Origin of the sequence: Sphingomonas faeni (genome assembly GCF_040407495.1) — a bacterium.
Lineage (GTDB): Bacteria > Pseudomonadota > Alphaproteobacteria > Sphingomonadales > Sphingomonadaceae > Sphingomonas > Sphingomonas faeni_D.
Map to the genome: position 1 here is coordinate 132,929 of NZ_JAPZPP010000001.1, position 13,234 is coordinate 146,162.

At 66.1% G+C, this 13,234-nt stretch carries 14 protein-coding genes; 4 read left to right on the forward strand and 10 right to left on the reverse strand.

Going from position 1 to position 13,234, the window contains the following annotated elements; translation table 11 throughout:
• Window positions 1–5: 5 nt before the first annotated feature.
• Window positions 6–1,154, forward strand: a complete 1,149-nt coding sequence (locus O6W96_RS00675) for a chemotaxis protein CheB (protein ID WP_353467790.1) — start codon at window positions 6–8, stop codon at window positions 1,152–1,154.
• Complete coding sequence (locus O6W96_RS00680) at window positions 1,151–2,008, forward strand: CheR family methyltransferase (protein ID WP_353467791.1); 858 nt, start codon at window positions 1,151–1,153, stop codon at window positions 2,006–2,008. The genes O6W96_RS00675 and O6W96_RS00680 overlap by 4 nt, the downstream gene beginning before the upstream one ends.
• Window positions 2,009–2,138: 130 nt before the next feature.
• Here O6W96_RS00680 and O6W96_RS00685 read toward each other — a convergent pair whose 3' ends face one another.
• The 3 genes from O6W96_RS00685 to O6W96_RS00695 are packed head-to-tail and all read right to left on the reverse strand — an operon-like array spanning window position 2,139 to window position 3,752.
• Window positions 2,139–2,588 carry a cytidine deaminase gene (locus O6W96_RS00685; protein WP_353467792.1) on the reverse strand — a complete coding sequence of 150 codons (450 nt, stop codon included), beginning with the start codon at window positions 2,586–2,588 and terminating at the stop codon, window positions 2,139–2,141.
• Window positions 2,585–3,262 (reverse strand): glycoside hydrolase family 25 protein, encoded by a 678-nt coding sequence (locus O6W96_RS00690; protein ID WP_060527030.1) that lies wholly within the window; start codon window positions 3,260–3,262, stop codon window positions 2,585–2,587. Before O6W96_RS00690 ends, O6W96_RS00685 begins: the two co-directional genes overlap by 4 nt.
• 7 nt (window positions 3,263–3,269) lie before the next feature.
• Window positions 3,270–3,752 (reverse strand): UPF0262 family protein, encoded by a 483-nt coding sequence (locus O6W96_RS00695; protein WP_353467793.1) that lies wholly within the window; start codon window positions 3,750–3,752, stop codon window positions 3,270–3,272.
• A gap of 99 nt (window positions 3,753–3,851) precedes the next feature.
• On the opposite strand from O6W96_RS00695, the gene O6W96_RS00700 reads away from it, so the two are divergent.
• Complete coding sequence (locus O6W96_RS00700) at window positions 3,852–5,342, forward strand: replicative DNA helicase (RefSeq protein WP_353467794.1); 1,491 nt, start codon at window positions 3,852–3,854, stop codon at window positions 5,340–5,342.
• Window positions 5,343–5,508: 166 nt separating this feature from the next.
• Here O6W96_RS00700 and O6W96_RS00705 read toward each other — a convergent pair whose 3' ends face one another.
• The 7 genes from O6W96_RS00705 to O6W96_RS00735 form a co-directional block, all read right to left on the reverse strand.
• A complete protein-coding gene (locus tag O6W96_RS00705; protein ID WP_060527031.1) occupies window positions 5,509–6,261 on the reverse strand; it encodes a phosphoadenylyl-sulfate reductase in 753 nt (250 codons plus the stop codon).
• The gene (locus tag O6W96_RS00710; RefSeq protein ID WP_056050673.1) at window positions 6,254–6,694 is read right to left on the reverse strand and encodes a DUF934 domain-containing protein; all 441 of its coding nucleotides are present in this window, start codon (window positions 6,692–6,694) and stop codon (window positions 6,254–6,256) included. Before O6W96_RS00710 ends, O6W96_RS00705 begins: the two co-directional genes overlap by 8 nt.
• Window positions 6,687–8,318, reverse strand: a complete 1,632-nt coding sequence (locus O6W96_RS00715) for a nitrite/sulfite reductase (protein WP_353467795.1) — start codon at window positions 8,316–8,318, stop codon at window positions 6,687–6,689. The genes O6W96_RS00710 and O6W96_RS00715 overlap by 8 nt, the downstream gene beginning before the upstream one ends.
• A 1-nt stretch (window position 8,319) precedes the next feature.
• Window positions 8,320–8,616, reverse strand: coding sequence for a DUF2849 domain-containing protein (locus O6W96_RS00720; protein ID WP_107955139.1), 297 nt, complete (start codon window positions 8,614–8,616; stop codon window positions 8,320–8,322).
• Window positions 8,613–9,404, reverse strand: coding sequence for a uroporphyrinogen-III C-methyltransferase (cobA, locus tag O6W96_RS00725; RefSeq protein ID WP_353467796.1), 792 nt, complete (start codon window positions 9,402–9,404; stop codon window positions 8,613–8,615). Before cobA ends, O6W96_RS00720 begins: the two co-directional genes overlap by 4 nt.
• An 84-nt stretch (window positions 9,405–9,488) precedes the next feature.
• Window positions 9,489–10,901 (reverse strand): succinylglutamate-semialdehyde dehydrogenase, encoded by a 1,413-nt coding sequence (gene astD / locus O6W96_RS00730; RefSeq protein ID WP_353467797.1) that lies wholly within the window; start codon window positions 10,899–10,901, stop codon window positions 9,489–9,491.
• A gap of 36 nt (window positions 10,902–10,937) precedes the next feature.
• Window positions 10,938–12,299, reverse strand: a complete 1,362-nt coding sequence (locus O6W96_RS00735; RefSeq protein ID WP_353467798.1) for a protein adenylyltransferase SelO family protein — start codon at window positions 12,297–12,299, stop codon at window positions 10,938–10,940.
• A gap of 37 nt (window positions 12,300–12,336) precedes the next feature.
• Between O6W96_RS00735 and O6W96_RS00740 the strand changes: the two genes are divergently transcribed.
• Window positions 12,337–13,218, forward strand: coding sequence for an alpha/beta fold hydrolase (locus tag O6W96_RS00740; RefSeq protein WP_353467799.1), 882 nt, complete (start codon window positions 12,337–12,339; stop codon window positions 13,216–13,218).
• Window positions 13,219–13,234: the final 16 nt, after the last annotated feature.

Below are 13,234 nucleotides of genomic sequence, written 5' to 3' on the forward strand. Positions count from 1 at the left end.
AGACGATGGCGAATAGGCCCCTCTTCGTCCCGCAGCAGGCGGGACGCGACAGTGCGGATACGGCACGCGTGTTGCTTGTCGACGATTCGGTTGTCGCCCGCGCGGTGATTGCACGAACGATCGATGCGAGCGATCGGTTTTCGGTGGTCGGCGCGGTCGGCACTGCAGCAGCAGCGCTGGCGTTTCTAGATCGGACGACGGTTGAGTTCATCCTGCTCGACCTCGAGATGCCGGGAATGGATGGGCTGACCGCCTTGCCCGCGCTGATCGCCGCGGGGCGGGGGGCAAAGGTGCTGGTCGTCTCGTCGAGCGCAGACGAGGGCGGGCCCAAAGCCATGCAGGCGCTGGCGCTCGGCGCTGCGGAAACGCTGATCAAACCATCCGCCGGTGCACTGTCGGGGCGGTTCGGCGGTCTGCTGATGTCGAAACTCGATAAGCTCCATGAAGAACCGACGCAATCGCCGCCGGTCGCGCTCGTCCGATCCACGCCCAGGACCGGGTCGGTGGCAGATGCCCGTTCGCTCCCGGCGACTCTGGTTACCGACGACGCATCTATCCCTCGTGTCTCGCCAAGCGAAGATTACGACATCGTCGCGATCGGCGCCTCGACCGGCGGCATCCACGCAATCAGCCAGATGTTTCGTGCCGTGCCTGCTGGATTCCGTCTGCCGATCGTCATCACCCAACATCTGCCGACGTCGTTCATGCCGTATTTCGCTGCACAGATCGCGCTGCTGGCAGGCCGCCCCTGCGAGGTCGCCACCGACCGGTTGCGTATCCGTCCGGGCCGGATCATCGTCGCGCCGGGCGATGCGCATCTCAAATGCGTCAAGCTTCGCGACGGCGGCGCAGCGTTTCGGTTGACGCACGAATCCGTCGGAAGCGGCTGCATGCCGTCGGTCGATCCGATGCTTGCCACGATCGCGGACGTGTACGGCAAGCGCGTGTTGGCGATAGTTCTAAGCGGGATGGGTCGTGATGGCGCAGAGGGAGCACAGCGAATCCACGAGGCAGGTGGCTGCGTCGTCGCGCAGGACCGCGATAGTTCGGTAGTCTGGGGCATGCCTGGTGCGGTCGTCTCGTCGGGCGTCGCCGATGCGGTTCTGCCGCCCGCCGCGATCGGCACCCTGATCGCATCGCGACGCCGGCCATGACTCCTGCTCCAAAACAGTCCGCCCCGGTATCGCAGACCGCGATCAACGTGCTGACCGCACTGCTCGAAGCGCGAACCGGTCAACAGATAGCCGCCTATCGCTCCTGGCGGCTCGATACCGCCCTCAAGCCGTTGCTCCGTGACCGCAATCTCGACACGCTCGACCAGCTCGTGACGCAGTTGCTGGAGGGCAGCGATCGGCTGATCGGCGATCGGATTGTCGACGCACTGGTCAATCAGGAAACCTCGTTCTTTCGCGATACGCAGGTCTTCGAGATGCTGGCCGACGCGGTCGCGGCAGCAGAGGCCGGGGGTCGTCGGGCCCGTATCTGGTGCGCGGGCTGCTCGACCGGACAGGAGCCGTTATCGCTCGCCATGCTGTTCGTGGATCGTCACGAGGCGACCGGTGCGCCTGTCCCCGAGATCGTCGCCACCGACGTTTCTGAGGCTGCGATCGCCCGCGCACGGGTTGGTCGGTTCTCGCAATTCGAGATCCAGCGCGGCCTGCCGGTGCGGCGGATGGTCCGCTGGTTCGACACCGCCGGCAGCGACTGGATCGCCAAGCCCGACCTGCTCAAACGCGTCGTCTTCCGCCGCATGAACCTGATGGCGGACCCGGCGCCGGTCGGCCGGTTCGATATCGTGCTCTGCCGCAACGTGCTGCTTTACCTGTCCGCGACTACCAAGGACCAGGTGTTCCCCAAGATTGCCGCGGCGCTCAAGCCCGGCGGGGTGTTCGTCATGGGCGCGGGCGAGACCGTAATCGGTCAGACCCGCCTGTTCGAGCCGAGCAGACGCTTCCGCGGCTTCTACGAAACGCCGGGCCACAAGGCAGATGGCCAGGCCGCCGCCTGAGCGCGGCTACCACGGCGCAAGCCGGCTGGCGCGGATCGAGATCCAGCCTTTTGAGCAAGCGGCCTTTGGTAGACTTCCTCCGTCGTTCAGGATCGCGGGTCGTTTGCGTTAGATCTACCGCCGAGCCGGGTTAGTTGATCCCCAGGTCCGCCGGACCGAATGCGTCCGGCAACAGTTCGGATACCGCGTAGGTCCGGATCGCTTCGCCTTCCGCCGCGCCGCAATGCACCGGCAGGTCGCGGCCGCCCATCTGCGCGGCCTCGTTGATGACTTGGCGACAGCGCCCACAGGGGCTGACGGGGGAGGCGCCGGTGGCGCGGCCCCCCGCATCCATCGCGCCGCCGATTACGCCGATCGCGACGATATCGCGCAGCCGCCCTGCCGCGCTCGCGGTGGCGATCGCGACTGTTTCCGCACATAGCGACAGGCCGTAACTCGCATTCTCGAAGTTCGCGCCGGTGATCACTGTGCCGTCGTCGAGCAACACCGCGGCACCGACCGCGAACCGCGAATAGGGTGCGTGGGCGTTGCGCGCGGCGTTGCGCGCTGCCGCCACGAGTTGCGTTGCTTGTTCAGTCATGATGCCACCACGTCCCAGTTGACCGGTCCTTCGATCCCGTCGATGCGGCGGAAATCGCTCGCGCGCCACATCCGCCACGGTCGCGCGGTGTAGTCGGGCTTGAGGATATTCTCTACCGCCCATAGCGGCCGCGGGACGGCGTCGGACAGCGTGTATTTCGAATCCACCGCCTTGCTGATCCGCAGCATCACCGGCTGGCGGGTGTGCGTCTCGACCATCGTCACGAACTGCGCGATGTCGGCGATCAGCGTTGCTCGATCCGGCCGCGCGGTGCAATCGTCGTGGAACGCGATGTCGACCGCGGTCGGCAATGCGTCCGACGTCCGCGGCACGAAGGTGTTGAACGCGTTCGCCTGCTCGTCCGCGCGCTGGCACAACGAATAGACGTGCACCGCGCCGCGTCGCAGGCCCGCGTCGGGCAGTGCCGCCCAGTTCGCCTCGAACGCCGGATCGCGGCGGTCGGTCCCCGACGTCGCGACGATATAGGCGAAGTCGGCGCCGCTCGCGCGCACCGTGCCCCATTCGACCGGACCGGGGTTTTCGGCGAGGTCGATGCCCTGCAGCGGGTAGTGTTTGACGTCGGGGTGCCAGCCGGTCGCGGCGGTCCAGCCGCAGATACCGACGAAGCCGGTCGCGGCCAGCGCGGCCGCGAATTTCAAAAGTGCGTGAGCCATGGGTCTTCTAGTTGCGGATGTGGAGGACGCAGATCAGCGTGAACAGCCGTCGCGCGGTGTCGAAATCGACCTCTATCTTGCCGTCGAGACGCTCTTTCAGCAGCTCGGCGGCTTCGTTGTGGACGCCGCGGCGGGCCATGTCGACCGTCTCGATCTGGGCGGGGGAGGATTGCCGGATCGCCTGATAGTAACTGTCGCAGATCGCGAAATAATCGCGGATCGGCCGGCGGAACCGACCGAGCGCAAGCACCAGCGTCTCGAGATGCGTATCGTCCTCGCGGTGGATATGGATGCCGAGGCGCCCTTCCTCCGACTGGAGCTTGATCTTGTACGGCCCGGTATAGCCGTCGGCATAGGCACGCTGTGGGGCGAAGTGATTGCCCTCGATCAGGTCGAAGATCGCGATCCGCCGCTCCTGCTCGACGTCGGGCGAGCGCCAGCCGAGACTGGTCTCGTCGAGTTGCACGTCGATGATCCGCGGGTCGGCCATCACGGTTCGATAGCGGGGGACATTCGCCCTGTCACTTATCCCCAGCATTCCGGCGCGAGTAGCTTGGACGCGCGCGCCCGCATCGCGTAGGTGCGGGGGATGGCAACTCTCGCATTCCCCATCCCAGCCGTGGCCGAGCCGCAGCAGCTTCCCCGCAACGTCGAGGCCGAGGCCGCGATGCTCGGCGCGATGATGATCGACAACCGGCTCGCGGACGACCTTGTCGACAAGCTCGAACCTGGGCATTTCTTCGAGCCCGTCCATGGGCGGATCTTCGCGGCGATCAAAACGCTGCGCGGCAACGACATGCTGGTGACGCCGGTGACGCTGCGGCCGATGTTCGACGCGGACGAGGGTATGCGCGAGCTTGGCGGGCCGGCGTATCTGGCCGGGCTGACCGGCAGCGGCGCAGGACTGATCGGTGCGCGCCAGTTCGCGCAGCAGATCTACGACCTGGCGATGCTCCGCGCGCTCGTGTCGGTCGGGCGGACGCTGGTCGACCGCGCGATGGACACCTCGGAAGAGGTCAACCCGCGCGCACAGATCGAGCTCGCCGAGGAAGAGCTGTTCAAGGTTGCGGCCGACGGCGGCTCCGAGAATACGGTGAAGTCGTTCGCGCAAGCGACGACCGCGGCGGTCAAGATGGCCGAGCGCGCGCTGAATTCGGGCGGCAATCTGTCGGGCGTCACCACCGGCATCGATTCGATCAACGCGAAGATCGGCGGCATGCATCACAGCGATCTCATGATCCTCGCCGGGCGTCCGGGCATGGGCAAGACCTCGCTCGCCACTAACATCGCGTTCAACGCCGCGCGGCGCTGGATGCGCGACATGGCCGACGGGATCGCACCGAAGGATTCGGTCGGGGCGAAGGTCGCGTTCTTCTCGCTGGAAATGTCCGCCGATCAGCTCGCGACGCGTATTCTCGCCGAGCAGTCGCAGATCAGTTCCGAATCGCTCCGTATGGGCAAGATCAGCCGCACCGAGTTCGCGCAGTTGGCGGCGGCCGCTGCCGAGCTGGAGAATCTCCCGCTGTTCATCGACGATACCGGCGGTCTCTCGATCGGCGCACTGCATACGCGCGTGCGCCGGTTGCAGCGTCGGCATAACAACGAGATCGGGCTGGTGGTGGTCGATTACCTCCAGCTGCTGTCGGGGTCGGGCAAGAGCAAGGACGGCAACCGCGTCCAGGAAATCTCCGAGATTTCGCGTGGGCTGAAGACGCTGGCGAAGGACCTCAACGTCCCGGTGCTCGCGCTGTCGCAGCTGTCGCGTGCGGTGGAGTCGCGCGAGGACAAGACGCCGATGCTGTCGGATCTTCGTGAGTCCGGCTCGATCGAGCAGGACGCCGACATGGTCTGGTTCGTCTACCGCGAGGACTATTACGTCGCGTCGAAGGAGCCCAAGCGCCCGGCGGAAGGCGACAGCTCGAAGATCTTCGAGGACCATGCGTCGTGGGCGGCGGAGATGGAGCGTGTCTACGGCTTAGCGGAGCTGATCATCGCCAAGCAGCGCCATGGCGCGACCGGCAAGGTCCGGATGAAGTTCGACCCGACGATCACGAAGTTCTCAGATCTCGCCGAGTATTGATCCTACGAGGTCCCTCGCCCCTCCGGGGAGAGGGAAGGGGCCCGCGGCTCTTGCCGTGGGAAGGGAGAGGGGAGTGTGGCTCGGGACCTAGATCCCAACTCCCCTCTCCCTTCCGTCGCCTACGGCTCCTCCCTCCCTCTCCCCGGAGGGGCGAGGGACGGGCGCATCAGATCATCGGGTCGTAGTCGGTGGGGGCGTGGATGCCGCATTCGACCTTGTCGAAGCTGCGCCAGCGGCCTGCGCGCGGGTCTTCGCCGGGGGCGACTTTGGTCGTGCACGGCGCGCAGCCGATCGAGAGATAGCCTTGCGCCTCCAGCGGATGCCGCGGCAGTTCGTGCTCGGCGAAATAGGCGTCGAGCTTGGCCTTGTCCCAATCCGCCAGCGGGTTGATCTTCAATCGGCCCTCGTCCTCTTCGAAGCGGGGGAGAGCGGTACGCGTTCCCGACTGGAACCCCTTCCGCCCCGATATCCACGCATCGAACGGGGCGAGAGCCCGCCGCAACGGCTCGACTTTCCGCAAATCGCAGCATCCGTCGGGGTCGTACGACCACCGCAACCCCGTCTTGTCCTTGATCGCCAGCAACCGCGGATCGGGACGGAACACGCGCAGGTCCGTGAACCCCAGCTTCTCCGCCAGCTCATCACGATACGCCAAGGTCTCGCCAAACATCTTCTGTGTATTGGTGAACACGACCGGTACGTCGACATCGACCTGCGCGACCATGTGCAGCAGCACGGCCGACTCCGCCCCGAACGACGACACCGCCGCGATCCGACCGCGCAACTCGCCGACGAGCAGTTCGAACAGCATCTCCTGTGCGGAGACGCCTTCGAACCGCTCCTGCATCGCCATCGCATCGGCGCGCGTGAACGCCGGCGTGACGTCGATCATGTCGAGTTGGCGCGCGGGCTCACCCATGGCGCAGCTTCCACACCGGCACCGCGCCGTCCGCCGCCTTCTGGTAAGGCGTATCGTAGCGCTCGAGGCTCGCGCGCAGCACGTCGATGTCGATCGGCGCCTGGGGCGCGAAGCTGTCGAACCCGCAGCGCCGCATCAACGGAATCTGGTCGACCAGAACGTCGCCCTGCGCGCGCAGTTCGCCGGTATACCCCGCCTCGCGCAGGATCCGCGCGGACGAATAACCACGCCCGTCGCGGTAGCCGGGGAAGCTCACCTCGATCAGCGCGAGCTGGTCGATCTGCGGCAACAGCGCGCGGGCATCGTCGCCCGCTTCCAGGCGCACGGCCGCGGCGTTGCTCTGGCCGATGAACGAATCGAGCGTCACCGCGGGCTCGTCATGCGGCTCGTCGTCGCGGAAGCGGAGCAGCGTCTGGTCCGGATACTCAACCATAGATCGCCTCCTTGAACGTCTCGAAGCCGACGCGGCGGTAGGTGTCGAGAAAGCGCTCGCCGGGATCGCGGACCTGCAAATACCGATCGGTGACGCGCTCGATCGCGTCGACCACGCCGTCCTCCGAGAAACCAGGCCCGGTGATCTTCGCGAGGCTCACGTCCTCCGCGCCAGAGCCGCCGAGCGAGAGCTGATAATTCTCGGTGCCTTTCTTGTCGACGCCGAGGATGCCGATGTGGCCCGCGTGATGGTGCCCGCACGCATTGATGCAGCCGCTGATCTTGAGCTTCAGTTCGCCCAGATCGCGCTGGCGATCGAGGCTGCCGAACCGAGTCGCGATCTTCTGCGCGAGTGGGATCGAGCGCGCGTTGGCGAGGCTGCAATAATCGAGACCGGGGCAGGCGATGATGTCGCTGATCAGGTCGAGATTGGCCTCGGCCAGCCCCGCCTCGTTCAACGCCGACCACACCGCGTGCAGGTCGGCGATGCGGACGTGCGGCAGGACGATGTTCTGCGCATGCGTGACGCGCAGTTCGTCGAAGCTGTAACGCGTGCCGAGATCCGCCATCACGTCGATCTGGTCCGCCGACGCGTCGCCGGGGATACCGCCGATCGGCTTGAGGCTGATGTTGACGATTGCATAGCCCGGCTGCTTGTGCGCCTTCACGTTCTGGTCGAGCCAGACCGCGAAATCGGGGTCGCTGCGGTCGATATCGGTCGAGGCTTTAGCGTCGAAATCGGGCGCGCCGAAGTGGCTCGTGATGCGCTCCAGTTCCGCCCGCGGGGGATCGAGGCCGAGGCCGTTCACCGCGGCGAACTCTTCCTCGACCTGGCGGCGATATTCGTCGGGACCGATCTCGTGGAGCAGGATCTTGATCCGCGCCTTGTAGATGTTGTCGCGCCGGCCGTAACGATTGTAGACGCGCAGGCACGCCTCGAGATAGCTCATCAGGTCATCGGCGGGGACGAAGTCGCGGATCTCGTGGCTGATCATCGGTGTGCGGCCCATGCCGCCGCCGACGAAGATCTTTGCGCCGAGTTCACCGTCGCGGATGTGAAGACCGATGCCAATATCGTGGAGGCGCATCGCTGCGCGATCCTCGTCCGCTGCGATCACGCAGATCTTGAACTTCCGCGGGAGGTAGGTGAACTCCGGATGGAACGTAGACCATTGGCGGATCAGCTCGGCCCAGGGACGCGGATCGGCGACCTCGTCCGCGGCGGCGCCGGCGAACTGGTCGGAACTGATGTTGCGGATGCAGTTGCCGCTGGTCTGGATGGCGTGCATCTCGACCGTCGCCAGCTCCTGGAGGATGTCCGGGGTCTGGTCGAGCTGGATCCAGTTGAACTGGATGTTCTGGCGCGTGGTGAAGTGGCCATAGCCGCGATCGTACTTCCGCGCGATATGCCCGAGCATCCTCATCTGGCGGCCGTCGAGCGTCCCGTACGGCACCGCGACCCGCAGCATGTACGCGTGCAGCTGGAGGTACAGCCCGTTCATCAGCCGGAGCGGCTTGAACTGGTCCTCGGTCAGCTCACCCGAAAGGCGGCGGCGGACCTGATCGCGAAACTCGTCGACGCGCTGGTCGACGATCGCCTGGTCGTATTCGTCATATTTATACATGTCAGATTACCCAGCTGCCGGCGTTGGGGTCGGCGGGTTTGAGAGTAAGGTCGGGCCGCATCGTCGGGCCCAACGCGCGGATGCGGTCCTTGATGTGGGCGGGGCGGGGGCCTTCGTCGGTCTGCGTCGCCTCGATCAGATAGGGCACGTTGACGCGCCGCGCGCCTTCCTCCGCCTGAAGGATCGCTTCGCCCGCGACGCCGACGTCGGCCGCGTCCTCGATGTGGCGCGACCAGCCATTTCCGGTCCACCAGACGACGTCGCCAGTGGGAAGGTCGTTTCCGGTCAACAGCTTCATGCGGCGGCGTCCTCTGCTACGCGGGCCCAGCGGGCGAGTTTGTCTTCGGCGTCCGACAGTTCGACGACTTCGCCGACGACGATGATGGCGGGGCTCTGGACGGACTCGCGCGCTACCATCGGACCGAGATCGGCGAGCAACGTGCGGATCGCACGGCTACCCTGCAATGTGCCTCGCTCTAGCACCGCCACGGGCATGTCGGGTGCGACGCCGTCGGCCATCAGCTTGTCGGCAATGTCGCTCGCGGTCGCGATGCCCATGTAGATGACCAACGTGCGACCTTGCCCCGCGAGCCCGGACCAGTCCTGCTCGGTCAGACCCTTGCACTGGCCCGCGACGAAGCTGACCGCGCTCGAATGATCGCGGTGCGTGAGCGGCAGCATCGCCTCCGCTGCACAGCCAAGCGCAGCCGAGACGCCAGGGATTACCTCAACCGGCAGGCCGGCGGCGCGAACCGCCTCGACTTCCTCACCGCCGCGACCGAACACGAACGGGTCGCCACCCTTAAGCCGGATGACTATCGCGCCGGTCTTCACATGCGCGATGATCAGCGCGTTGATCGCCTCCTGCGGCAGCGTGTGGCGCGCGCGCTGCTTGGCGACCGAAATTCGTTGCGCCGACGGCGGCGCGATGTCGAGCACACGCGGATCGATTAGCCCGTCATGCACGACGACGTCGGCGGTCTTCAGCGCCTCGACCGCGCGGACGGTGAGGAGCCCAGGATCGCCCGGCCCCGCCCCGACGAGGATGACGCGCCCGCGGGCGGTTGGGTCTAGGAGACTTGCCATGTTGTCGGAGATGGGCGGATGGGCGCTGCGCTGCAACCGAATGATGCTTTGGCGGGAGGTAGGATTGCTTTCCGTGGCGGTCGGTTAACCGTCGGCCAAGCCGATGCCGATGCTGGCACGGGCGCTTTCGGATTCGCTGCTGACGACCGGGTAGGCGCAGTAATCCGCCGCGTAATAGGCGCTCGGGCGGTGGTTGCCCGACCAGCCGATGCCGCCGAACGGCGCACCCGACGAGGCACCATTGGTGGGTTTGTTCCAGTTGACGATGCCGGCGCGGATGTTCGCCCAGAACCGATCGTAGAGCGATGGCGTCTGGCTGATCAGCGAAGCGGACAGGCCGTAGCGCGTGTTGTTCGCCTCGGCGATCGCGGCGTCGAAATCGTCGACGCGGACGACCTGCAAGATCGGTCCGAACAGCTCGATATCCGGGCGGTCGGCGATGTCGGTGACGTCGATCAGCGCGGGCTTGAGGAACGGCAGGTCCGCGACCGGACGTTCGAGATGGCGGATCGGGCGGCCGCCGCGCGTGAGCAGCTCGAGGAAGCTCTCGGTCAGCTGCTCGGCGGCTTCGTTGTCGATCACCGGGCCCATGAACGGGGCGGGATTGGCGTGCGGTTCGCCGACGATGATCCGGCCGACCATCTTGTCGAGCGTTGCCATCAACGGCTCGTACAGCTTGCTATCGACAATCAGTCGGCGGGCTGCGGTGCAGCGCTGGCCAGCAGTGGTGAAGGCCGACTGGATGATCAGCACGGCCGCGGTGTGCAGGTCGGGCGTATCCCAGACGACGATCGGGTTGTTGCCGCCCATCTCTAGCGCGAGGATCTTCTCGGGCTTGTCGGCGAACGCGCGGTTGAGCGCCAGACCGGTGCGCGCCGAGCCGGTAAATAGCAGGCCGTCGATATCGGGATGCGCGGCCAGCGCCTTGCCTTCGTTCGGGCCGCCGATGACGAGACGAATGCACTCGGGCGGGACGCCGGCGGCGCGGAAGCATTCGACTAGGAAGGCGCCGACGGCGGGTGTCTTTTCCGACGGCTTGAAGACGACCGCGTTGCCCGCGATCAGCGCAGGAACGATATGGCCGTTGGGCAGATGCGCGGGGAAGTTGTACGGTCCGAGCACCGCCAACACGCCGTGCGGCTTGTGGCGGACCGCGATGCGTGACCCCATCGTCGCTTCGAGGCGGCGTTGCGCGGTGCGATCGGCATAGGCGCTGACCGAGATGTCGACCTTGGCGATCACTGTCTCGACTTCGCCGCGCGCTTCCCAGATCGGCTTGCCGGTTTCGCGGGAGATCAGGTCGGTGAACGCGTCGTTGCGCTGGCGGACGATGTTGGCAAAGCGGCGCATCGTTTCGATCCGGAAGGCGAGCGGCTTCGACGCCCAGCTCGACCAGCCGGCACGCGCGCAGGCGACTTCGGCATCGACGTCGCCGACCGGATGGCGCCAGAGGACCGCGCCGGTCGCGGGTTCGTGGGAGATGATCTCTTCGGACATGGCGCTGCTCTTGCCCCAAATCAGCAATGATTCCAATTATTCGGCGAGCGCCTCTCCCATGTTGCGGATCGCGGCGACTTTTGCATTCAGCAGCGTCCAGTCGTCATGATCGGCAATCGGGGCCCAGATCGCCTCCACTTCGTCGATCAGCATGCTGCAAGGCTCGCCCGACCAATAGGCGTGCGACCGGTCCTTGCGGGGTTCGTACGATGCGAGCGCGGCGCGGACTTCTGTCCAGGGTTCGGCGTAGGTGTCGGGCAGCTCTCCCCCGAACACGTCGAAGAAGAAGCGGTCGATCCCGACTTCCGAGGTGCGGAGCGAGCGTTCGGTGGCCTGGACAAGGTCGCGGTCCGCATCCGGATTGCGCGGACGGACGCCGAGGCGCCAAAGGATCGCCTGCGTGACTTCGGGTTGATAGCGCGGACCGAACTGGTCGAGTGCGGCTACCAGCGGGTCGCTCTCGGCGATCTGGCGAAGCGCGACGGCGAGTTGCATCACGTCCCAGTGGATCGCCTCGGGCTGGCGGCCGAACGCGTATAGCCCCTGATGGTCGAAATAGGCGGCGGTGAAGGCCGGGTCCCAGGTTGGGGCGAACCGCCAGGGGCCATAGTCGAAGCTCTCGCCGGTGACGTTGATGTTGTCCGAATTGAGCACGCCGTGGACGAAACCCGCCGCCATGTAGCGTGCCGCGAGACGCGCGGTACGGCCGACGACGAGGTCGAGCAGGCGGACGGGGTCGTCGCTGTCCTCGTCGTAGAGGTTGCGCAGCGTGTAGCCGACGAGTTTGCGTAAAGCCGCTTCGTCGCGGTGGTAGGCGAGGCGCTGGAAGCTGCCAATGCGGACGTGGCTGTGATTGAGGCGGACCAGCACCGCGGAGCGAGTCGGGCTGGGTTCGTCACCGCGCTGGAGTTCCTCGCCGGTCTCGATCAGCGACAGCGTCCGCGAAGTCGGCACGTTGAGCGCCTCCAGCATTTCGGTTGCGAGGATTTCGCGCATGCCGCCCTTGAGCGTGAGGCGGCCGTCACCGGCACGGCTCCACGGCGTCTGGCCGGAGCCCTTGGTGCCGAGGTCCATCAGGCGACCGCAATCGTCGCGCATTTGTGCAAAGGTGAAACCGCGGCCGTCGCCGAGATCCGGATTGTAGTTGCGGAACTGGTGGCCGTGGTAGCGGAGCGCGAACGGCTGGGGGAGCGTGCCGGGGAGCGGCTCGAACCGGCCGAAATGGCGCGTCCATTCGTCGTCAGTGAGCGTGTCGACTCCGATCTGCACGGCGGCGCGATCGTTGCGGAAGTGGAGCTTCGTCAAGGGGAAGTTCGCGGGCGCGACGGGGTCGAAGAAGCCATCGCCGAGGTCGAGGAGTTTTGCTTCGGGGCGATAGGCTTGCGGGGAGATAGGCATGCGGCGATATGGTGGCCACTACCCGAAGGACGCAACCATGGCCGCTTACGAAAACCTCTATTGGTGGTCCAACGACGGGCTGAGACTCCATGCGAGGGACTATCCGGGGGGCGCGAAAGGCCAGCCGCCGATCATTTGCATGCCCGGGCTGACACGCAATGCGCGCGATTTCGACGCGCTGGCGGCGCGGCTGGCGGGACGCTGGCGGCTGATCTCGGTGGATTTTCGCGGGCGGGGCGAGAGCGGCTATGCGAAGGACCCGATGTCGTACGTGCCCTTGACGTACGTGCAGGACGTTGAGGGGTTGCTGACCGAACTCGGCATCGATCGGTATATCGCGTTCGGCACGTCGCTCGGCGGAATTGTGACGATGCTGATGGCGGGGCCATCGCGGGGCCGGATGATGGCGGCGTTGCTCAACGATGTTGGCCCGGAAATCGACGCGCAGGGCCTGTCGCGAATTCGCGGCTATGTCGGCAAGGCGAGCGTCTTCCCGACCTGGATGCATGCAGCACGCTGCGTTTCGGAAAACAACGCAGACGTCTATCCCGACTGGCAGATCGAGGACTGGCTAGCGATGGCCAAGCGGCTGTACCGGCTCAACAGTTCGGGCCGGATCGTGCTCGATTACGATCTGAAGATCGCCGAACCGTTCCGCGTGCCGGGTAACGAGGCGGGGGCGGACATGTGGCAGGCGCTCGCCTCGCTCCGCGACGTGCCGACGCTGATCGTGCGTGGTGGACGATCGGACCTGTTGTCCGCAGCGACGGCGGAGCGGATGGCGGCATCGCTCGACCACGCCGAACTGGTGACGGTGCCGGGCGTCGGCCATGCGCCGACGTTGAGCGAGACGATGCTGCAGGATCCGATCGACCGGTTGCTGGCGCGCGCGCTTGAGGGGGCGGCGATCCGCGCTTAGGGGAGGGCGGCACGAT